The sequence below is a fragment of the Novosphingopyxis sp. YJ-S2-01 genome, assembly GCF_016093175.1.
GTDB lineage: Bacteria > Pseudomonadota > Alphaproteobacteria > Sphingomonadales > Sphingomonadaceae > Novosphingopyxis > Novosphingopyxis iocasae.
Map to the genome: position 1 here is coordinate 1,976,765 of NZ_JAEDAI010000001.1, position 19,179 is coordinate 1,995,943.

18 protein-coding genes and 2 tRNA genes are annotated in these 19,179 nt (G+C 63.2%); 8 read left to right on the top strand and 12 right to left on the bottom strand.

All coding sequences use genetic code 11. The features are described from left to right. Positions 1-12 precede the first annotated feature (12 nt). The 4 genes from I6A82_RS09675 to I6A82_RS09690 are packed head-to-tail and all read left to right on the top strand — an operon-like array spanning position 13 to position 2,136. Positions 13-846, top strand: a complete 834-nt coding sequence (locus tag I6A82_RS09675; RefSeq protein WP_198094701.1) for an NAD(P)H-hydrate dehydratase — start codon at positions 13-15, stop codon at positions 844-846. Beyond that, positions 843-1,523, top strand: a complete 681-nt coding sequence (locus tag I6A82_RS09680; protein WP_198094702.1) for a lysoplasmalogenase family protein — start codon at positions 843-845, stop codon at positions 1,521-1,523. Before I6A82_RS09675 ends, I6A82_RS09680 begins: the two co-directional genes overlap by 4 nt. Positions 1,524-1,531: 8 nt before the next feature. Beyond that, complete coding sequence (locus I6A82_RS09685) at positions 1,532-1,759, top strand: AbrB/MazE/SpoVT family DNA-binding domain-containing protein (RefSeq protein WP_198094703.1); 228 nt, start codon at positions 1,532-1,534, stop codon at positions 1,757-1,759. Further along, positions 1,756-2,136, top strand: a complete 381-nt coding sequence (locus I6A82_RS09690; protein WP_198094704.1) for a type II toxin-antitoxin system death-on-curing family toxin — start codon at positions 1,756-1,758, stop codon at positions 2,134-2,136. Before I6A82_RS09685 ends, I6A82_RS09690 begins: the two co-directional genes overlap by 4 nt. 85 nt (positions 2,137-2,221) lie before the next feature. On the opposite strand, the gene gyrA is transcribed toward I6A82_RS09690, so the two are convergent. The 3 genes from gyrA to yaaA form a co-directional block, all read right to left on the bottom strand. Beyond that, positions 2,222-4,936, bottom strand: coding sequence for a DNA gyrase subunit A (gene gyrA, locus I6A82_RS09695; protein ID WP_198094705.1), 2,715 nt, complete (start codon positions 4,934-4,936; stop codon positions 2,222-2,224). Between the two features lie 136 nt (positions 4,937-5,072). Beyond that, positions 5,073-5,765 carry an SDR family NAD(P)-dependent oxidoreductase gene (locus tag I6A82_RS09700; RefSeq protein WP_198094706.1) on the bottom strand — a complete coding sequence of 231 codons (693 nt, stop codon included), beginning with the start codon at positions 5,763-5,765 and terminating at the stop codon, positions 5,073-5,075. 119 nt (positions 5,766-5,884) lie between these two features. Next, a complete protein-coding gene (yaaA, locus tag I6A82_RS09705; protein WP_198094707.1) occupies positions 5,885-6,649 on the bottom strand; it encodes a peroxide stress protein YaaA in 765 nt (254 codons plus the stop codon). Between the two features lie 212 nt (positions 6,650-6,861). Here yaaA and I6A82_RS09710 point away from each other — a divergent pair, with 212 nt between their 5' ends. Continuing rightward, positions 6,862-8,136, top strand: coding sequence for a hypothetical protein (locus I6A82_RS09710; RefSeq protein WP_198094708.1), 1,275 nt, complete (start codon positions 6,862-6,864; stop codon positions 8,134-8,136). Positions 8,137-8,190: 54 nt separating this feature from the next. Here I6A82_RS09710 and I6A82_RS09715 read toward each other — a convergent pair whose 3' ends face one another. Next, positions 8,191-8,673, bottom strand: coding sequence for an Lrp/AsnC family transcriptional regulator (locus tag I6A82_RS09715; RefSeq protein WP_198094709.1), 483 nt, complete (start codon positions 8,671-8,673; stop codon positions 8,191-8,193). 173 nt (positions 8,674-8,846) lie between these two features. Here I6A82_RS09715 and I6A82_RS09720 point away from each other — a divergent pair, with 173 nt between their 5' ends. Then, a complete protein-coding gene (locus I6A82_RS09720; RefSeq protein WP_198094710.1) occupies positions 8,847-10,556 on the top strand; it encodes a sensor histidine kinase in 1,710 nt (569 codons plus the stop codon). 281 nt (positions 10,557-10,837) lie between these two features. Here the strand turns inward: I6A82_RS09720 and I6A82_RS09725 are convergent, their stop codons facing one another. From I6A82_RS09725 to I6A82_RS09745, 5 genes are all read right to left on the bottom strand, one after another. Then, on the bottom strand, positions 10,838-11,422 hold the full coding sequence (locus I6A82_RS09725) for a hypothetical protein (protein ID WP_198094711.1): 585 nt from the start codon (positions 11,420-11,422) through the stop codon (positions 10,838-10,840). A gap of 179 nt (positions 11,423-11,601) precedes the next feature. Beyond that, positions 11,602-11,678, bottom strand: a tRNA-Ile gene (locus tag I6A82_RS09730). A gap of 51 nt (positions 11,679-11,729) precedes the next feature. Further along, a complete protein-coding gene (locus I6A82_RS09735; protein ID WP_198094712.1) occupies positions 11,730-12,017 on the bottom strand; it encodes a hypothetical protein in 288 nt (95 codons plus the stop codon). A 67-nt stretch (positions 12,018-12,084) separates the two neighbouring features. Next, positions 12,085-12,855, bottom strand: coding sequence for a murein L,D-transpeptidase catalytic domain family protein (locus I6A82_RS09740; protein ID WP_198094713.1), 771 nt, complete (start codon positions 12,853-12,855; stop codon positions 12,085-12,087). A 160-nt stretch (positions 12,856-13,015) separates the two neighbouring features. Continuing rightward, on the bottom strand, positions 13,016-13,930 hold the full coding sequence (locus I6A82_RS09745) for an NAD(P)/FAD-dependent oxidoreductase (RefSeq protein WP_198094714.1): 915 nt from the start codon (positions 13,928-13,930) through the stop codon (positions 13,016-13,018). A gap of 88 nt (positions 13,931-14,018) precedes the next feature. Between I6A82_RS09745 and I6A82_RS09750 the strand changes: the two genes are divergently transcribed. Beyond that, positions 14,019-14,095, top strand: a tRNA-Pro gene (locus I6A82_RS09750). Positions 14,096-14,104: 9 nt separating this feature from the next. On the opposite strand, the gene I6A82_RS09755 is transcribed toward I6A82_RS09750, so the two are convergent. Further along, entirely contained in the window at positions 14,105-16,216 is a 2,112-nt protein-coding gene (locus I6A82_RS09755; RefSeq protein ID WP_232343390.1) for a prolyl oligopeptidase family serine peptidase, read from the bottom strand. 189 nt (positions 16,217-16,405) lie between these two features. Between I6A82_RS09755 and I6A82_RS09760 the strand changes: the two genes are divergently transcribed. Then, a complete protein-coding gene (locus tag I6A82_RS09760) occupies positions 16,406-17,290 on the top strand; it encodes a dienelactone hydrolase family protein (RefSeq protein ID WP_198094716.1) in 885 nt (294 codons plus the stop codon). Between the two features lie 18 nt (positions 17,291-17,308). On the opposite strand, the gene I6A82_RS09765 is transcribed toward I6A82_RS09760, so the two are convergent. After that, positions 17,309-17,617, bottom strand: coding sequence for a hypothetical protein (locus tag I6A82_RS09765; RefSeq protein WP_198094717.1), 309 nt, complete (start codon positions 17,615-17,617; stop codon positions 17,309-17,311). Between the two features lie 3 nt (positions 17,618-17,620). Then, positions 17,621-19,006 (bottom strand): M28 family peptidase, encoded by a 1,386-nt coding sequence (locus I6A82_RS09770; protein WP_198094718.1) that lies wholly within the window; start codon positions 19,004-19,006, stop codon positions 17,621-17,623. Between the last annotated feature and the right edge of the window lie 173 nt (positions 19,007-19,179).

The window sequence follows — 19,179 nt, forward strand, 5'->3', positions numbered from 1 at the left end:
GGAGACGCGCAAATGTTCGAAGCCCGGTTCGCCGAAGATGGAACGGTGTTGCCGCCGCGGGTGACGCCGCCCGCGAATGACGGCCACAAATATGATCGTGGCCATGCCTTCATCCTGTCGGGCCCGCGTCATGCCACCGGGGCCGCGCGCCTTGCCGCCATGGCCTGCCTGCGCGCGGGCGCCGGACTGGTGACAGTGGTGGGCGAAGCGGCGGCGCTCGACGAACATGCTGCCCACCTGACGGCGATCATGCTGCGCGAAGACGATGGGGAGAACGCGTTCATCGACGACCGTACCGGCGCGCTCGCCTTGGGGCCAGGTCTCGGTGTCGGCGCACAGACGCGGGAGAAGGTGTTGGACTGGCTGGGCCGGGGCTTTCCGATGGTGCTCGATGCCGATGCCCTGACGTCATTTGCGGAAAAGCCGGAGAGCCTGTTCGCGGCCCTGCGCGAGGAAGTAGTGCTGACGCCCCATGCAGGCGAGTTCAGGCGCTTGTTTTCCAATATCGATATGGGAGACCGCGCCGCCGCCGTACGCGGTGCGGCATCGCGCAGCGGCGCGACCGTGCTGTTGAAAGGCGCCGAGACCCATATTGCCACGCCGGGCGGCCGCCATGGTGTCAATCGGCACGCAACGCCTTGGCTCGCGACGGCAGGGGCGGGGGATGTGCTGACGGGGACGATCGCGGGCCTGCTCTCTCAGCATGGCGATGCGTTCGAGGCGGCGGCTATGGCGACATGGCTGCACGGCGATGCCGGGCGACGCGGAGGAGCCGGGCTGATCGCGGACGATTTGCCGAACCTGCTTGCGCAAAGTCTGCAGGCGTTATGCGAGGCTGACGCGTGAAGGATCACGATCTCGCGCACGCACGGCCATGGCTGCTCGCCAGCCTGTTCTTCGGCATCAGCTATGTCTTCGTGGAGCAGACCGCGATGCTGGGCGGTCTGTCCATCCTCTGGAAAGGAGCGGGTGTCGCGCTCCTCCTTCCCTATGCGCTACGCTGGCGCGCGGTGCGCATGCGCGCGCTGATTGGCCTGATGCTGGGCTTCTATGCCGGTGGAGATGTGGTGCTGGAGTTCGATCTGGTGAACGGCGCATTCCTGTTCGTCTGCGGGCATATCGCCGCGATCATCTATTTCTGGCTCAACCGCCGCACCGCGCCGACGCCGAGCCAGCGATTACTGGCCATCGTCATCCCGTTTGCGGCGCTCACCATCGGCTGGTTCCTCGCGCCGACGCTCGGCGATGAAGCGGGGCTCCTCGTCTATGTTGGTTTCGTCTCGCTGATGGCGGGCACCGCCTGGTACAGCCGCTTTCCGCGCTACCGCACCGGCATCGGCGCGCTGCTTTTCCTGGCATCCGACCTGTTTCTGCTCGCCCGCGAAGGCGGCCTGTTGGCGGACGCCATCGCCGCGTGGCTGGTATGGCCGCTTTACTATGTCGGTGTGTTTATGATGACAACCGGCATCGTCCAACGCTCGCGCGCAACCGCGATTGACGGGAAGCAAGAGGCGGCGTTATAACGGCTGTTATGACGAAGCGGGTCAAGATCGTGAAGGTTGGCAATAGTGCGGGGGTCATTCTGCCAAAGGATGTGCTCGCGCGACTGAATCTTGAGGTTGGCGACCAGCTTTCGCTTGGCGAGACGACCGATGGCGTCACGCTGCGGCGTGAGAACGAAGAGTTCGATGCGCAAATGGCTGAAGCGCGGGCAATTATGAAGGACTATCGCAGCGCCCTGCGCGAACTGGCTAAGTGACCGACTGGATCTGGCTGCGCGAAGACGTTGTTCATGCCTTGCATGAGGCGCAGATTGCGGAGCATGGCGGCGGTAGCGGTTTGCGCGACCAAGGCCTGCTAGAAAGCGCCTTGGCTCGTCCGCAAAATATCGCGGCTTATGGCGAACCAAGCGCAGCGGAACTCGCGACAGCCTATCTCTTCGGCCTCGCCAAAAACCATCCCTTTGTAGACGGAAACAAACGTACCGCGGCGGTTTGCGCGCTACTCTTCCTGCGGCTGAACGGCTTCGATTTCACGATCGGCGAGGCCGAACTGGTCGTGCTCGTATTGGGAGTGGCCGCCGGCGAACTGAGCGAGGACGATGTCACCGCCTGGTTCGCCGGGCATATCGACTAGCGCCGCCTCACTCGGCGTCCGGATCTTCCTCTTCCACATTTTCGCTCAGCGTCTCGCGGCTGGTGCCGTCGTCGAGCTGCACAGCCTAGGGATCGCCCTCGGCCAATTCCTCGGCGATCGCGGCTTCCGCTTCGTTTTCCGGGTTCTCGTCTTCGTCGATCCGCGCGGCACCGACGACATGTTCGCCCTTGGCGACGTCGAACAGGCGCACACCGGCCGAGTTGCGGCCGATGACGCGCATATTGTTGAGGCCGAGGCGGATCATCTTGGCCTGATCGGTCACGAGCATCAGCTGCTGCCCGGTGACGACCGGGAAGCTGGCGACGACCGGGCCATTACGGCCGATATTGTCGATGTTGATCAGACCCTTTCCGCCGCGCCCGATCTGGCGATAATCATAGGCGCTGGAAATCTTGCCATAGCCGTTGGCGCACACAGTCATGATGAACTCTTCGGTCTCGTGAAGATGATCCATCCGGTCCGTGGGAAGCGTGCTTTCCGCCTCATTCTCCTTCCACGGCGCGGCGCGCAGATAGGCGTCGCGTTCGTCGGACGTGGTATCGTCGGTGCGCAGCGTCGCCATCGAGACCACTTCGTCGTCATCGGCGAGGTTCATGCCACGCACGCCGGTGGCAGTGCGGCTTTGAAATTCGCGCACATCGGTCGCCGCGAAGCGGATCGCCTTGCCCTGACGGCTGGCGAGGAACACGTCATGCTCTTCGGTCAGCAGGCGCACACCGATCAGACGGTCGTCGCTTTCATCGTCGAAGCGCATCGCGATCTTGCCGTTGGACGGCACATTGGTGAACGCATCCATGCTGTTGCGGCGGACCATGCCGCGTGCCGTCGCGAACACGATGTGGAGGTTGCCCCATTCGCCTTCATCCTCGGGCAGCGGCAGGACGTTGGTAATCACTTCGCCTTCGCTCAGCGGCAGCAGGTTCACCATCGGGCGGCCGCGCGTCTGCGGACCACCTTCCGGCAACTTCCAGACCTTTAGGCGGTAAACTTGACCCTTGTTCGAGAAGAATAGAACGGGCGTATGCGTCGAAGTGACGAACAGCTCCGTCACCGCATCCTCGTCTTTGGTCGCCATGCCAGCGCGGCCTTTGCCGCCGCGCTTTTGCGAGCGGAAGGAGGCGAGGGCGGTGCGCTTGATGTAGCCGCCATGGGTGACGGTCACGACCATCTCCTCGCGCTCCATCAGATCCTCGTCCTCGAGGCCTTCCCAGCTTGGTGCGATCTCGCTGAGGCGCGGGGTGGCGAATTCGTCGCGGATCGCCTCTAGCTCCTCGCGCATGACTTCGTAAAGCTTCCGCCGGTCGGCCAGGATTGCGAGATACTCTTCGATCTTGTCCGCAAGCTGCTGCAATTCATCGCCAATTTCATCGCGCCCCAGCGCGGTGAGCCGATGGAGGCGCAGATCGAGGATGGCCTTCACCTGCCGCTCGGACAGACGATAGGTGTCACCATCCACCTCATGCTCGACGGCTTCGACCAGTGCGATATAGCTGGCAATCTCGGCCACCGGCCATTCGCGGGCGAGAAGGGCAGCGCGTGCGGCGGCGGGACTTGCCGAACCGCGAATGATGCGGACGACCTCATCCAAGTTCGTTACCGCGATCACAAGGCCGAGCAAAAGATGCGCGCGTTCGCGTGCTTTGTTCAGCTCATATTTGGTGCGCCGCGTAATGACTTCTTCGCGGAACTTCACAAACGCTTCGATGATATCGCGAAGGTTCAGAACCTCCGGCCGGCCGCCGCGAATGGCGAGCATATTGGCCGGGAAGCTCGATTGTGCGGGCGTGTGACGCCACAGCTGGTTGAGCACCACTTCCGGCGTCGCATCACGCTTCAGATCGATGACGATGCGAACGCCTTGACGGCTGGATTCGTCGCGGATGTCCGAGACATTCTCGATCCGCCGGTCCTTCGCCGCTTCAGCGATTTTCTCGACCAGACCGTTCTTGCCGACCTGAAAGGGAATCGAGGTGAGCACGATCGAACGCCGGTCGCTCCGGTTTTCCTCCAGCTCGTGCCGGGCGCGCATCATAATCGATCCGCGGCCTTCCATATAGGCTGCGCGTGCGCCGCCCTTGCCCAGGATGATCGGCGCGGTCGGGAAATCGGGGCCGGGAACAATCTCGATCAGCTCCTCGATCTCGATGCCGGGATTGTCGATATAGGCGAGTGCGGCGGCAATGACTTCGCCCAGATTGTGCGGCGGAATATTCGTCGCCATGCCGACCGCGATGCCGCCGGCGCCGTTTACCAGCAGGTTCGGGAAGCGCGCGGGCAAAACCTGCGGCTCTTCCCGGCTGCCGTCATAGTTCGGCGTGAAATCGACCGTATCCTTGTCGAGATCGGCCAGGATTGAGTTCGCCACCTTGGCGAGCCGCGCCTCGGTATAGCGCATGGAGGCCGGCGGATCGGGGTCCATCGATCCGAAATTGCCCTGGCCGTCGACCAGCGGCACGCGCATCGACCAGTCTTGGGTCATCCGGGCCAGCGCATCGTAGATCGCGCTGTCGCCATGCGGGTGATAGTTGCCCATCACGTCGCCGACGATCTTGGCGCTCTTGCGATAGGGCCGCCCGGCGACGAAGCCGCCTTCCTGGCTGGCGTAAAGAATGCGGCGATGCACCGGCTTCAGGCCGTCGCGCACGTCGGGCAGCGCACGGCTGACGATCACCGACATCGCATAATCGAGATAGCTGGTGCGCATCTCGTCGACGATCGAGATGGGAGAAATATCGCGGGGGGGTTGGCCGGGATCGATCACGGCGCCGTCGTCGCTCACAAGCGAGTATCCTGATTGTTTCGGTTGGGCAAAAGCCTAGGGGATCGCGCGAGCGATTGCCAGCCGGGCAGGGGGTTTTTCCGGCTTATCGACAGCTTTTGTTCAAGGCGGGGCGGGGCAGCGCGCGCTCATGACGTCATGGCGTAATCTCCTCGCCGTCCCAGGCGAAGATACGGCCGCTATCACCGGGCCTCAGATCGTCCAGCACATCGAGGAGCTGCACCGCCGCGCGATCGGCGGAGAAAAGTTTGCCTTCCGGCACATTTCCCTGAAACGGCTCGGACAACGCGGTGTCGACCGTGCCGGGATGCAGGCCGACCACGATCGAGCGCTCATTCTTGCGACGCCATTCGATCGCCAGGGTGCGGATCATCTGGTTTAGCGCCGCCTTGGACGCGCGGTAGCCGTACCAACCGCCGAGCCGATTGTCCGAAATGCTGCCGACGCGGGCGGACAGTGCGGCGAAGCGGGTGATGCCGCTATCCTTCATGATCGGCAGGAAATGCTTTGCCACCAGCGCCGGGCCGATGGCGTTCACGGCGAAGGAACGGGCAAGCCAGTCGCCGTCGAGATCGCGCAGCGCCTTTTCCGGACCCCGCTCGCCCTCGTGCAGCAGGCCGGTGGCGAGGATGATAAGCTCCGGTTTCATTGGAGCGCACCGCTCGGCAGCGGCGGCCACGCTCGCTTCGTCGGTAATGTCGATATGCGCATCACCTTCGAAGGAGCGGGCGAGGGCGGTGACGCCATACTCGCCTTCGTCGCGCAGGGTCTCGACCAGCGCTGCCCCGATCCCGCCGGACGCGCCGATGATGATGGCGGACTTGGTCATCGCGGAGAAACCTGTCGAAAAGTGTCCTTCGACAAGCTCAGGACTGCGGGGTTTGGGCAAATAGCTGTTCTAAAGACCGAAGCCCTGAGCCGGTCGAAAGGCACTTCTCTTAACCGCATTTACGCCGCCGCCCGGACGAAGCGCCAGCTATGCTCCTCGCTGCCGTCCTCCACGTACCGGTAGCCGTCGCTGTCGAAGCCCTTCAGCTCTTCCGGCTTTTCCAGCCGATGCTCGCAGATATAACGCGCCATCACTCCGCGTGCCTGCTTGGCGGCGAAGCTGTTGAAACGCAGGCCTTTGGGCCCGTCCTCTCGAAAATCGATCGCGATCACGCGGGCCGCCCGCACCGTGCGCGACCCTTCGACCGCGGCATAATATTCGTTGCTGGCGAGATTGATGATCGTGCCCGATCCTTCGGCGTCAAGATCGTCGGCGAGCAGATCGGCGATGGTCTTGCCCCAGAAATCGGTGAGCTTGTCGTATCGCGGTGCCCAGCGCGTCCCCATCTCCAGCCGATATGGGCGGATCGCGTCGAGCGGGCGCAGGAGGCCGTAGAGACCGGACAGGATGCGCACATGGTCTTGGGCGAAGGCAATCGCCTCCGGCTCCAGGCTTTTCGCCTCGAACCCGTTATAGACGTCTCCCGCAAAGGCGTAGATCGCGGCGCGTTCGGGCTGATCGTCGAAATGGCGATAGCGCCGATAGTTGAGGTCGGCGAGCTTGTCCGAAATCTTCATGATCTCGCCGATCCTGTCCTTGGTCAGATTGGAGGCGGCGGAGACCAATCGCCCGGTCTTGGCTTCGAGCCGCGGCGCGGTTACGTCATGCGGCGGAAGCTCGCTGTCATAATCGAGCGTCTTGGCGGGAGAGAGGAGTGCTAGCATAAGCGGTGTCCTAACGCTTGGACAAGCGCACGCCAAGGCGGTGTCGCTTTCCGCCGCGATCAATCCCGTTCGCGAAACCGAGGCGTTTAAGCAGCGTTCAAACGGCATTCAGACGATTCGCGCGATAAAGGATGCAACAGAGACTTTTGGCCGATATCGGATCAAATCAACGGCTTGAACGGCAGAGTTAAGCCGCAACAGGAAGGAAGACTATGAAACGCATTTCTCACAGGAAGCTCGCCCTGGCGCTGGCTGCCGGTTCGATGATGGCAATGGCCCCCGGCGCCGCGCAGGCCGCGCCGAAGAAAAAAGCGCAGCAGGAGGAACAGCGCGTTCCTGCGCCCACAAAAGCATATGCCGAAGGCTATAATAGCGTCGTAAAGCCGCTGCAGGCGGGTGACTTCGCTGCTGCGAAGACCGCGTTCGATGCAAGCGTCGGCTCGGCTACCGCGCCGAACGATATGTATTGGGCGGGCAATCTCGCCCTTCAGCTTGGCGCAAAACTGAACGATCAGGCGCTCCAGCGCCGCGGCATCAACATGGTGCTCGATAGCGGTCTGGCCAGTCCGGACGAAAAGGGCCGCTATTCCTTCTTCGAAGGCCAGTTTGCCTATCAGGACAAGGATTATGCCCGCGCCGCGCAGATGCTGCAGCAGGCCTATGACGCTGGTTATCGCGACAACAATATCGCCGCGGTCATGGCAGAAGCCTATAATAACGCCGGCGACAATGCGACCGCGCTGAAGTGGCTCAACACGGCGATCGAGAATCAGAAGGCATCCGGTCAGGCGGTCGACCAAAATTGGTACAAGCGTGGTGCCGCCCTGGCGCTGCAGGCCAAGAACAACGCCGCGGCCAGTGATTGGCTCGGCCGGCTCGTTTCCGCCTATCCGACGGCGACCAACTGGCGTGATACGCTGATCGTCTATCGCGATGGCGCGAACCTGACGACGCCGGAGAATCTCGATCTCATGCGTCTGATGCGTCAGGTTGGTGCGCTGAAGAGCGAGCGCGATTATGGCGAATATATCGAAGCGCTCGATCCGCGCCGGTTCCCTGGTGAGGTTGTCGCGGTAATCGATGAGGCCGGCTCCAATGGTCTCAGCAACAGCACCTTCCTGAACGAACAGCGCGGAATCGCGCAGGGAAATATCGCTGCCGACAAGGCGGGGCTCCCGTCTGCCGCCAAGGACGCGCGCACGGCGGCCAACGGCAAGATCGCGGCCTCGACCGCTGACGCTTATATGGGCTATGGCGACTACGCCAAGGCTGCCGATCTCTATTCGGTTGCTCTGGAAAAGGGCGGTGTTGACGCCGACATGATCCATACGCGCCGCGGGATCGCGCTCGCCGAAATGGGTGACAAGGCGGCTGCCCTCGCCGAGTTCGACATGGTGAACGGAGGCAACCGCGCAGCGATTGCCAATTATTGGAAGCTCTATCTGAACAATGGTGTTTCGGCGGAGGCGGCGGCAACCGCCAGCTGACCTCGGAAATACTCGGTAATTCAAGCAAACGGCCCCGCTTTCGGGGCCGTTTCGCTATTCGGCTTCGGCCGGGATCGGAACGCCGGGCATATCCTTCACCGTACGGATGGTCAGCGAGGTCTTTACGCTGGAGACATTGGGTGCGCTCGTCAGCTTGCCGGTAAGCAGTTGCTGGAAGCTTTGCAGATCGTGGCTGACGATCTTCAGGATGAAATCAATCTCACCGTTCAGCATGTGGCACTCGCGCACTTCAGGCAGCGCGCGGACATGCTCTTCGAATGCGCGCAGATCTTCCTCGGCCTGGCTCTTCAGGCTGACCATGGCAAAGACGGTGATCGAATAGCCCAGCTGAGCGGGATCTACATGCGCATGATAGGCCTTGATCACGCCTGCCTTCTCCAGTGCGCGCATGCGGCGCAGGCAGGGCGGGGCGGTTAAGCCGACGCGCTGCGCCAACTCCACATTGGTCATGCGACCGTTCTTCTGAAGCTCGGCAAGAAGCTTCATATCTATGTCGTCAAGATGGATTGTAGCCATTCTCTGTTATCCGAGACCCCCAAAACACCCGAAGCTTATAATAAAATTATCCGGTAATGCAATTGTCCCATCTCAGGGCGGCTTTCATTCGTTGCTTCCCGAATGGTCCGCGCAGCGCTACCCACTTGGCTCGAAACCAATCCGCAACCATTTTTACGACAGGGGCAACCGCGTTGCGCTACGACGACCGCCTGAAGACAGCGCTGAGCGGCCAGCAAACCGGTCAGGCCGCAGTTCAGTGGCGTCAGCTGATCGATCTACTGGCGCAGAGCCCTTTGGGGCAGGATCAGACGGACGTCGCGATCGGCTTGGCCCGCTTGCGTCACCTGCACGAAGGGACGAGCGAGCCGGTACGCGCGCAAAGCGTCCGCGCCCTTTCGGGTCGCCTTCGCTCCGCCCCCTTGGTGCGCTTTCTCTGTTCGGATAAGCCCGCCGTAGCCGCTGAAGCCGTGCGCTCTGCTCGGCTGACGGATGAGGAATGGGCCGCGATGGTTCCCGGCCTTCCGACGCGCGCGCGCGGATTTCTGCGCCAGCGCGACGATATCGGGCCAGCCACGGCGCGGGCGTTGAGCGCATGGACCCATGCCGATTTCGTCTTGCAGGATGACCGGGCCGAGCGGCGCATCGTCGATCAAAGTGAAGCTGAGGAGCCGGCGGTGGAGCCCGCTGTCCTGCGTGCGGCGCAAGAAGCGACATCCGAAGCCGGTTCGAGCGCCGAGAGCCCATCCCAGATCAGCGCGCTGGTCGATCGCATCCGCCGCTTTCAGGAGCAGCGCGAACGGGCCGAGGCGCCGCAGCTGCCACTGGAGGGCGGCAGCGCCCCGGAGCCTGCCCCATCGGCCGAACGCTTCACCTTCGAAACCGACGCACGGGGCCTGATCCGTGAGGCGGAGGGCGTTCCGATCGGTGCCGTTGCGGGCGTATCGATTGCGCAAGAAGCCTATGAGGACGATCCCGGCCCGGACGCCTTTGCCGCCGCCGCTTTCCGCCAGCGCATGCCGATTTCAGGCGCGCGCATGCGTCTCACCGGTGCGCCGATGGTGGCGGGAGACTGGCGCATTCATGCCGGCCCCATGTTCGATGATCGCGATGGCCGCTTCTTGGGTTTCAAGGGCATGATGCGCCGTCCGCATGCCGCAGACGATGCCACTATCACGGTCCGCGGTACCGAGGATTCGGGCAGCGACCAGATGCGTCAGCTCGTCCACGAGCTGCGCACGCCCTTGAACGCGATTATCGGCTTTGCGGAGATTATCGAACAGCAGCTATTCGGGCCTGTTTCCTCCGCCTATCGCGCACTTGCGACCAGCATTCTGGACGATGCACGGCGGCTGCTTTCCGGTTTCGACGATCTCGATCTGGCCGCGCGGCTGGAGACCGGCAGGCTCGACGAAGACGAAGGCACGACGGAGGCGGGCTGGCTGCTAAACCGCATGGCAGACCGGCTGCGCACGCTTACCGATATGCGCGGCGTATCTTTGCATTTGCGCAAGGCGGAAACCGTGCGCGCCTTTGCGCTGGGTCAGCAGTCGGCCGAACGGATTGCGACGCGGCTGGTGAGCGCGCTGGTGATCGGTTGCGAGCGCGGTGAGCGGATCGATTGCGTTATCCGCACCCGCATCGGGATGGAGCCGGTAAACCTCATTGATATCTCGCGCCCTAAGCGGCTCGCCGGCAAGACAGAGGAAGAGTTACTCAGCACCGAAAGCGGTGCCGACGAGGCGGGTGAACCGCTGCTCGGCCTCGGCTTTTCATTGCGGTTGGTGCGCAATCTCGCGCAGGCGGCGGGCGGCGATTTACGTTTCGAAGAGGACTCGCTGCTACTGAGGCTTCCGGCCGTCAAGGAACGGCTCGGCCGCGAAGGTGCGGGCCGCCTCGACTGACGGAGCAGATCATGGACCGACGCGAACCGCCCAGCGATCCGCGTTGGCCCTTGGGTGACGGTACACCAGTAGAATTTGGGGCCAAGTGGCGGCCGCGCTTCATCGTCACCGTCGATACCGAAGAAGAGTTTGACTGGGACGGTCCCTTCACCCGCGATCAGCACGGTCTGGAGCATGTGCGGGCCATGCCGCGCTTTCAGACATTTTGTGAGAAGGCGGGCGTAAATCCCATTTATCTAGTGGATTATCCCATCGTGAGTGATGGCGCCGCAGCGGAGATGCTATCCGGTTGGTGCCGCGCTGGGGCCGCAGATGTGGGCGTGCAGTTGCATCCTTGGGTCAGCCCACCGTTCGAAGAAACGGTTTCGGTTCGCAACAGCTACGCTTGCAACCTGCCGCCCGAGCTGGAGCGGCAAAAGTTTGGCCTGCTGTATGAAGCGATCCTGCGGAACATCGGTGTCGAATCGAAGATTTACCGCGCCGGTCGTTATGGTGCGGGGGCAGCAAGCCCGGCCATCCTTCAGGAATTCGGCCTGGACTGCGACACGTCGGTGCGCAGCCTCTTCGATTATCGCGGACAGGCCGGCCCCAATTACGCGGCCACGCCTCTTGTGCCTTATTGGCTGTCCAAAGAACACCTCGCCGAATTGCCGGTGACCAGCGTTCTTGCCGGTCATCTCGGTCCCCGCGCCGCCGGTCTGTTCCGTGCAAGCGAGGGCAGGGCGAACATGCGCGCAGCGCTTAGCCGCTTGGGACTGGTCGAGCGTATTGCGCTCACGCCGGAAGGTATTTCCACTGAGAAAGCAATCGAGGCCGTTGATGCGGCCCTGACGCAAAAGCTGCCGCTGCTGGTCTTCTCCTTCCACTCGCCGTCGCTGGCACCGGGCTTTACCCCTTATGTGCGCAGCGAGGCGGAGCTGGAATTGCTCTACGACTGGTGGACACGCCTGTTCGCCCATTGCGCGGCGCGCGGCGTCGATCCTGTCACACTGTCTGATCTGCGCGCCGCCATGCGGGCCGGGCGGACGGGGACGCGCGAGGTGTCTGGTGGGCCCGGAGGGACTCGAACCCCCGACCTAGCCGTTATGAGCGGCCAGCTCTAACCAACTGAGCTACAGGCCCGACCAGAGCGGGCAGTAGCGGACGGAGAGCGGCGCGCGCAAGCGCCATTCGTCAGCCGAGGCGCCGACGGTTGGCTTTCACCTTGCCGCTGAAATGGCGCATCATCTGCCGAGAGCCGGTAACGGGATCGCTGGAGATGCCACCGGTGAGCATTTTCATTTGCAGTTCGCCAAGCGCCTCCAGCTTTTCCTCCACCATGCGCCGTGATTCGCTTTGCGCCAGCGCGCCGCCGCCTGCGAGCCGCATCATCCGCAGGCCCATAACGGTCCAGGCTTCGAAGCCGAGCGCCCAGGCTTCCATGCCCGCCGCCACCATGTTGTCGCTGTCCCGCTTCGTCACATTGTTATCCTTATCGTTCGCACACCAACGGGTGGGGCGAGGTTCGGATACTGCAATGCAAAATATATCAGGTCTTGTCAGCGTAAATCAGGCTTCCCGGCGGAAGCGCGCGCATCACCTCCGGCAGGTCGTGCGCAGAAAAGGCGAAGCAGCCTTGGCTGCGGCCGAGCTTCTTCTGGCTCGCCACGATGCCCGGTTCGGCATACCACGCATTGTGAATCACGATCGCGCGGTCGCGCGCCGTCCGGTTGCTGGCGTCCAGCCCGTCAAGTCGCTCGGCGCGGCCATATTTGCCATCGTAAACTTCCGCCGTTCGATAGGCCCCGCGCGAGGTGGCGTTGGAACCGTCGACATCCGAAAAACGATCGAGATAACCGTCATGATCGGGATCCGATCCGCTGCCGTGAGTAACGCGCAGCGCCGTAGCGGTACGGGAATCGAGATCGACGATGTAAAAGCGTGGCTTGCTGCTATGCGCGGCGTAATCGACGATGCCGATGCGCGCCGTCTGCGACAGCTCGGCGCGATGCCTGTCGAGCGAGGACAGGGCGCGGTCGAGCAGTTTCGGCGGGATACCGCCGATGGAGGCCGGATGGGACGCCGGGGCAGGGCTCATTGCAGCTTTCGCAACAGAGGCTGGCGCAGCACCGGCGGGATGCTCCAGCACCGCGCTACGGCGTAGCGCGGCAGGCGCGATCCGGATCTCGTCGGCAAGCTTCACGCGCGTTTCGCGGTCCGGCGTGTTTGCGGCGCTTGGAAATACCGCGACGCTCAGCGCCAGCCCGCCCATCAGGGCGAGCGTTCCGGCGGAAATTGCGGTCCAGCTGCGAATTGTCATCAGTTCTCCCGGGGGCTGCGAACCCGCGCCTGATACTCCCGTGATCCGGCAGCGCGCAGCCATTATTGGATTGTCAGGCAGCCTGCGTGAAACGACATTAGAGGCCCGCCCGAAGGTTATGCACCCTAGCAATGCCGCCTGAACATGCCGTGAAAGCAGATCAGCGCGGGGTTTGCCCGTCCTTTTGACGCAAATCATTGTGCATCGCGGTGGCGGCAATGGCCCCGTGGCCCATGGCGACACTGATCTGGTCCAGCGCGGCCACGATATCGCCCGCGGCATAAAGTCCGTCGACCTTCAGCCGCTGGTGCCGGTCGGTCGGCACGCAGCCGTCCTCGTCCTGAGCCACTTTCATCGCATCGATCAGCTCACAATTGCCGTTGGAGCCGAGCGCGGGATACAGCGTGTCGTAGCGCTCCTCTCCGCCATCCTCGAAAGTTACGCGCACGCATTCGTCGAACGCGAAGGCCGAAGCGGGGCGTGTTTCGATGGCGACGCCCGCCCGCTCGCAATCGGCACGGTCGCCCTGACCGAGATCGGCCTCGACCAAGGTGAGCAGGGTAACGTCATCGCTATACTGCCGCAGGAATAGCGCTTCGGCCACACCGTGTCCGTCTGCGCCCAGCACGGCGATCCGTTGCCCGTTAGCTTCATAGCCATCGCAGATCGGGCAATAGCGCAGCAGGCCGCGCGCAAGCGCTTCGTCATGATCCGCCTCGGCGATGGGCGGGCGGCGGTTGACGACGCCTGTCGCGATCAGGACGGCGCGCGCCGTAATCGCACCATCGTCGCTGTCCAGCCGAAAGCCGTCACCCAGCGCGGCGATGTCCAGCACACGCCCGGTACGGATTTCGGCGCCATATTTCTCCGCCTGCGCACGCATCCGGGCAAGCAGTTCTTCCCCCGCTATCCCGTCCGGAAACCCGGCATGGTTATGCGAAGTCGGGATCATCGCCGCGCGGCTTTCGCCTGCATCGATCACCACCACCTGCCGCCGGAAACGCGCCAGATAGATTGCCGCCGTCAACCCCGCCGGCCCGCCGCCGACTACCACGCATTCAATCGTTTCGCTCATGCGATGCCGTTTACGCCCGCCCGCGGCCGCCGCCTAGCTATCTTAGCTCTTGTCCACCCAGCCGCGCGAAGCTAGGGCGCTGGGCAGTCGGGGAGTGGCGCAGGCTGGTAGCGCACCTGGTTTGGGACCAGGGGGTCGCAGGTTCGAATCCTGTCTCCCCGACCATTTTCACGCTTATTTCGAGCCTTCGCCGGTGCCGCCGGCGGGCGGGCCCATCAGCTTTTCCATGAAATAGGTGTAGGTGAGGGCATTGGTGCGCGCGGACTGCTTGATATCCGCCCCCGATCCGTGGCCGCCTTCCGTGTTCTCATAGTAATAGAAGGGCAGGCCGTATTCCTCCATGCGCGCGGCGAATTTGCGGGCGTGCTGGGGGCCGGTGCGATCGTCCTTGGTGGTGGTGAAGATGAACGGTTCGGGATAGTCCGCGCCGCGTTCCAGGTTCTGATAGGGCGAAGTTTTCTGCCAGAAGGCCATCGCCTCCGGATCGGTGTTCACATTGCCATATTCGCCCTGCCAGGACGCGCCCGCCGCGATCTTGCTGATGCGGATCATGTCGAGCAGCGGCACCTGGATGGCGACGGCATTCCAAAGGTCCGGCCGCTGGATCATTTCGACGCCCATCAGCAGCCCGCCATTGGAGCCGCCGAAGATGCCAAGATGCTTCGGCGATGTAATTTTGCGGGCGATCAGATCCTCGCCCACTGCTGCGAAATCATCATAAATGATCTGGCGCTTGGTGCCGAGGCCCGCCTCATGCCAGGCCGGGCCGAACTCGCCGCCACCACGGATATTGGCGAGCGCAAAGGCGCCGCCGCGTTCCAGCCATAGCTTGCCGATATTGGACGAATAATAAGGCGTCTGACTGACCTGGAAGCCGCCATAAGCATTCAGTAGCGTCGGGGTGTTGCCATCCAGCGGAATGTCTTTCCGGTGCACCACGAAATAGGGGATCTTCGTGCCGTCGCTGGACGTCGCCTCCAGTTGTTCGACGACCAATCCTTCGGCATCGAACTTTGCGGGAAGCGATTTGACTTCCTCGATTTCACCTGTCTCGGCGTTGGAAAGATACAGTGTGGTCGGTGTCGTAAAACCACTGGCAACCAGAAACGCCTCGTCCGATTTCTCGTCGGTCGAACCGAAACCGAGCGAGAGATTGTCAGGCAGATCGAGCTGCATCGCGTTCCAGCCATCATCGCCGTCAGGGGCGTAGGACCACAGCCGCCCGCGTACATTTTCCAGCGTCGCGATCAGCAGACGATCCTTCGTGGTCGAGACGCCTTCCAGCGCGTCGCGCGGGCCCGGTGCCCAGACGAGGCGGGGAGCGAGATTGGCCGGATCGGCCTTCACATCGGCAAGCGCCAGATCGACCACCGAACCGGCGGCGAAGGTCTTGCCGTCCACCGTCCAGTCCTCGTCCAGGCTCACGATCACATGACCGTCGACCATTCCGGCGATGTTCGCCTTTTCAGGGATGGCAAGCGCCTTTGCGCCGTCATCAGTAAGAACGGAAGTGGTAGAGTGAAAGAAATCGATCGCGCGCACGACCGTAGGCAGTCTGTTGCCCGATCCGTCCTGTACCATGCCGGGGAACACGCCGACATCGTCCTTCTCGCCGCGATAGACCTCCACCGCATCGGCCATGGCCTGTCCGCGCGCGAGGCGCTTGACGATATAGGGATAGCCCGATGTCGTCAGATCATCGCCGCCCCAGTCTGTCGCCACCAACAGGTGGTCCTGATCTTCCCAGGTGACCGCGGATTTGGCGCGCGGCAGATCGAAACCGCCGTCAACGAACCGGCCCGTCTTCAGATCGAACTCGCGCGTGACGGTCGCATCCTCACCGCCGTCGGACAGGCTGATGAGGCACAGACGTTCTTCAGGCTCCAGGCAGTCGGCACCCTTGAACACCCATGATTTGCCCTCCGCCTTGCCCAGCGCATCAATGTCGAGCACGGTTGTCCAGTTCGGATCGGCCGTGCGATAATCGGCAAGGCTCGTCTTGCGCCAGATGCCACGCAGATGTTCCTCGTCCTGCCAGAAATTGTAGATATCGCCGTTCAGGAAGCTCGGCATCGGGATGCGATCCTTTGCCCCTGCCAGCGCCAGCGCCTCGTCATAATTCACCTGATAGCGCGGGTCCGCCTCCAGACGTTTCACCGTCTCGGCATTGTGGGCGTTAACCCAGTCCATCGCGCGGTCCGACCGCACGTCTTCCAGCCAGATATAGGGATCGTCGGGATTGGCGGCTGCAGAGGCCGGAGCGGTGCTGTCTTTGGTTTGGGCCATAAGCGGAGCGCTTAGCAAAGTGGAGGCGAGGAGGGCGAGGGCTGTTCTGCGCATGAATAAGGGCTTTCCGGAAAATCAGGGGTTGCCGGGAGCTTATCGGCTGGCAAACCCTTTGCAAGAGCGGGGCTTTACGCGCGCTGTCTGCAGCTTAAGCTCTTCGACGAAAAACTAACGGCAGGAGACGAACCTATGTGCGAGCGCGACGATCTGAACCGGATGGAATCAGCCAAGCGCCATGACTGGTCGGTCAACCGCCGGCAGTTCGCGGCGCTCGGCAGCATGGCGGCGCTGGCGGCTTGTACTCCTGGCACCAGCGGAATGGCCTCCACTGCCAGCCTTACCGAGGGCATGGTGAGCATTCCCACGGCGGACGGCACGATGGATGCGTTTTTCGTGCGGCCCTCTTCCGGCAAACACCCGGCGATCCTTACGTGGCCGGACATTGCGGGCCTGCGCGATGCGTTCAAGGTGATGGCGCGCCGGCTGGCGGGGCAGGGCTATGCCGTGCTTGTCGCGAACCAATATTATCGTAGCGGGAAGGCGCCGATGTTCAGTGACTTCGCCGATTTCCAGGCCAATGACGGTTTTGCCAAGGCGGGCGAGATGCGCAAGCTGCTGGGGCCGGACGCGATCATGAGCGATGCCAAGGCGGCGATCGGTTGGCTCGATGCGCGCGAAGAGGTCGATACCGCCAAGGGGGTGGGCACAAACGGCTATTGCATGGGCGGTCCGTTCACCGTCTACACCGCCGCCGCGGTGCCGGCCCGCGTGCGCGCCGCCGCCTCGCTCCATGGCGGGGGGCTGGTGAAGCCGGACGATCCGCATAGCCCGCACAAGCTGCTGGACGAAACCAAGGCCGCCTATCTGTTCGCGATCGCCCAGAATGACGATGAGAAGGCACCGGGCGACAAGACCGCGCTTCGCGAAGCTGCGGCGACAGCGAATGTTCCTGCGGAGATCGAGGTCTATCCCGCGGACCATGGCTGGACCGTCATCGACAGCCCGTCCTACGATCAGTCCGCCGCCGAGCGCGCCTGGGGCCGGATGAGCGAGCTTTATCGCACAAACCTCTAGCCGGGCTTCGGTGCCCGATCAGTGGGGACGTTCCGGACTGGGCGTGGCATCCGCATTGGGTCTGCGGCGGCCGGTGCCATTTGGCTGCGCAGCCTGTCCGCCGTAAAGTGCGCCCGCAGCGGCAGCGGCTGCGGCGGTGCTCTCTCGCCGTTCGGCAGCACTGCTCGCGGCATCTTCCTCCACGATACGCGCTGCCTCATCGGCGGCTTCGTTCAAGGACTTTGCTTCCGCGTCGATCTTTGCTTCTCCGCTGAGATCGGGATCGGCAGGCTGCTGCTTGCACGCCATCAGCGCCAGCGGCAAAGCGATCAGAACGGCGCGGCGCACGGCTCAGCCGCCCTCTTGCGCGGCGGCGAGTTCGGGGCCGATCGGGCCGTCATGATTGGCCATGATCTGCAGCACCGTGGTCCAGGCCGCGACGTTCTGCGCCATCTGGGCGGGATCGATCTTGTCGAGCGTGTCATCCGGTGTGTGGTGGAGATCGAAATAGCGCGTGCCGTCCTGCTGCAGATCGATCACCGCGGGCTTCACCGCCTCGATGATCGCGCCGACATCCGCGCCGCCATGGGCATGGGTATCGCCGCGCGCGATGCCGAGCGGGGCGAGCGCCAGCGCCAGCCGATCCTTGAGGTCCGCATCGCCCAGGTTGAAGTCCACGCGCCACACGCGGTCCGCGCCGAAATCGGATTCCATGGCCAGCGCATGCGGTTCATCCTTGTGCGCCTCGCCATAGGCTTTGCCGCCGAACACGCCGACTTCTTCCGCGCCCGCCCAGAGGAGGCGAATGGTCCGGCGCGGCTGCCCCATCTCCATCACGCGCTTGGCCGCGGCGGTGATAATGCCGCAGCCCGCCGCATCATCAAAGGCCGACGGCGCGAGGTCCCAGCTATCGAGATGACAGGCCACCACGATCGGCGGCAGCGTTTCGTCTGCGCCCGGTACTTCGGCGATCACATTGCCGCTTTCCTGCATGCCGAAGTCCTTCGGCGTCAGCACCAGCTTCATGCGGACCGGCTCGCCCAGCGCAATCAGTCGCTCCAGCGTGTCGGCATCGGGATTGCTGATGGCGCCCGCCGGAATGTGCTTCACGCCCTCATCGAACGTGGTGCCGCCGGTGTGCGGATTGCGATGATTGTCGGTGCCGACCGAGCGGATGACAATGGCCGAGGCACCCGCCTTGGACGCGAAATTCGGCCCGCGCCAGCGCGAGGGGCCGGCAAATCCATAGCCCGAGCCGTCCTGCGTCACGCGCATATCGTGCGTCACGAACGCGATCTTGCCGTTCAGGCTACCCTCCGGCGCGGCGAGCAGGCGGGAGAAGCTCGGGAAATAGACCACCTCGCCCTCAATCCCCTTCGGCCCGGTCGAGCCGCTGGTGCCCAACGCAGTGATGTGGAAGTCTTGCGGTGCGGGCGCGATCACCTCCGCCGTCTCCGTGCCGCGCACCCAGACGGGCATCTGGTAGGTTTCAATGTGAACGTCGGCAAAACCCAGATCGGTCAGCTTCTTTACCGCCCATTCGCGGGCCCGCGCCTCGTCCTCGGTCCCCGCCATTCGGTGGCCGACTTCCGTTACCAGCCCTTCGGTTATGTCATAGGCCACCTCGTCGCTCATCGCGTCCGCCTGCATGGGCGAAAGGTTGCGTAGATCCTGCTGCGCCAGCGCGGGCGCGGCGGTGGTGAGAAGGAGGGCGGTGAGCGGGATGAGTTTGATCATGCCGCCCGATCTATCGGCCAAGGGGGCGCTTGCCAAGGACGGTTGAAGCGCGCGGGCCTTGCGACTAGAGGGAGCGGGAAATTCCATACTGCCCGCCTCTTTCCGAAGCCCTGAGCTGGTCGAAGGGCGCCTCTCGTTCGAGAAACGTGCTTCGACAGGCTCAGCACTTACGG

Bases quoted from the DNA above. Each gene is read 5' to 3' on its own strand.
- I6A82_RS09675 (WP_198094701.1), top strand. From the start codon at position 13: ATGTTCGAAGCCCGGTTCGCCGAAGATGGAACGGTGTTGCCGCCGCGG.
- I6A82_RS09685 (WP_198094703.1), top strand. From the start codon at position 1,532: ATGACGAAGCGGGTCAAGATCGTGAAGGTTGGCAATAGTGCGGGGGTC.
- I6A82_RS09700 (WP_198094706.1), bottom strand. From the start codon at position 5,765: ATGACCAAGTCCGCCATCATCATCGGCGCGTCCGGCGGGATCGGGGCA.
- yaaA (WP_198094707.1), bottom strand. From the start codon at position 6,649: ATGCTAGCACTCCTCTCTCCCGCCAAGACGCTCGATTATGACAGCGAG.
- I6A82_RS09710 (WP_198094708.1), top strand. From the start codon at position 6,862: ATGAAACGCATTTCTCACAGGAAGCTCGCCCTGGCGCTGGCTGCCGGT.
- I6A82_RS09715 (WP_198094709.1), bottom strand. From the start codon at position 8,673: ATGGCTACAATCCATCTTGACGACATAGATATGAAGCTTCTTGCCGAG.
- I6A82_RS09740 (WP_198094713.1), bottom strand. From the start codon at position 12,855: ATGACAATTCGCAGCTGGACCGCAATTTCCGCCGGAACGCTCGCCCTG.
- I6A82_RS09745 (WP_198094714.1), bottom strand. From the start codon at position 13,930: ATGAGCGAAACGATTGAATGCGTGGTAGTCGGCGGCGGGCCGGCGGGG.
- I6A82_RS09755 (WP_232343390.1), bottom strand. From the start codon at position 16,216: ATGGCCCAAACCAAAGACAGCACCGCTCCGGCCTCTGCAGCCGCCAAT.
- I6A82_RS09760 (WP_198094716.1), top strand. From the start codon at position 16,406: ATGTGCGAGCGCGACGATCTGAACCGGATGGAATCAGCCAAGCGCCAT.
- I6A82_RS09770 (WP_198094718.1), bottom strand. From the start codon at position 19,006: ATGATCAAACTCATCCCGCTCACCGCCCTCCTTCTCACCACCGCCGCG.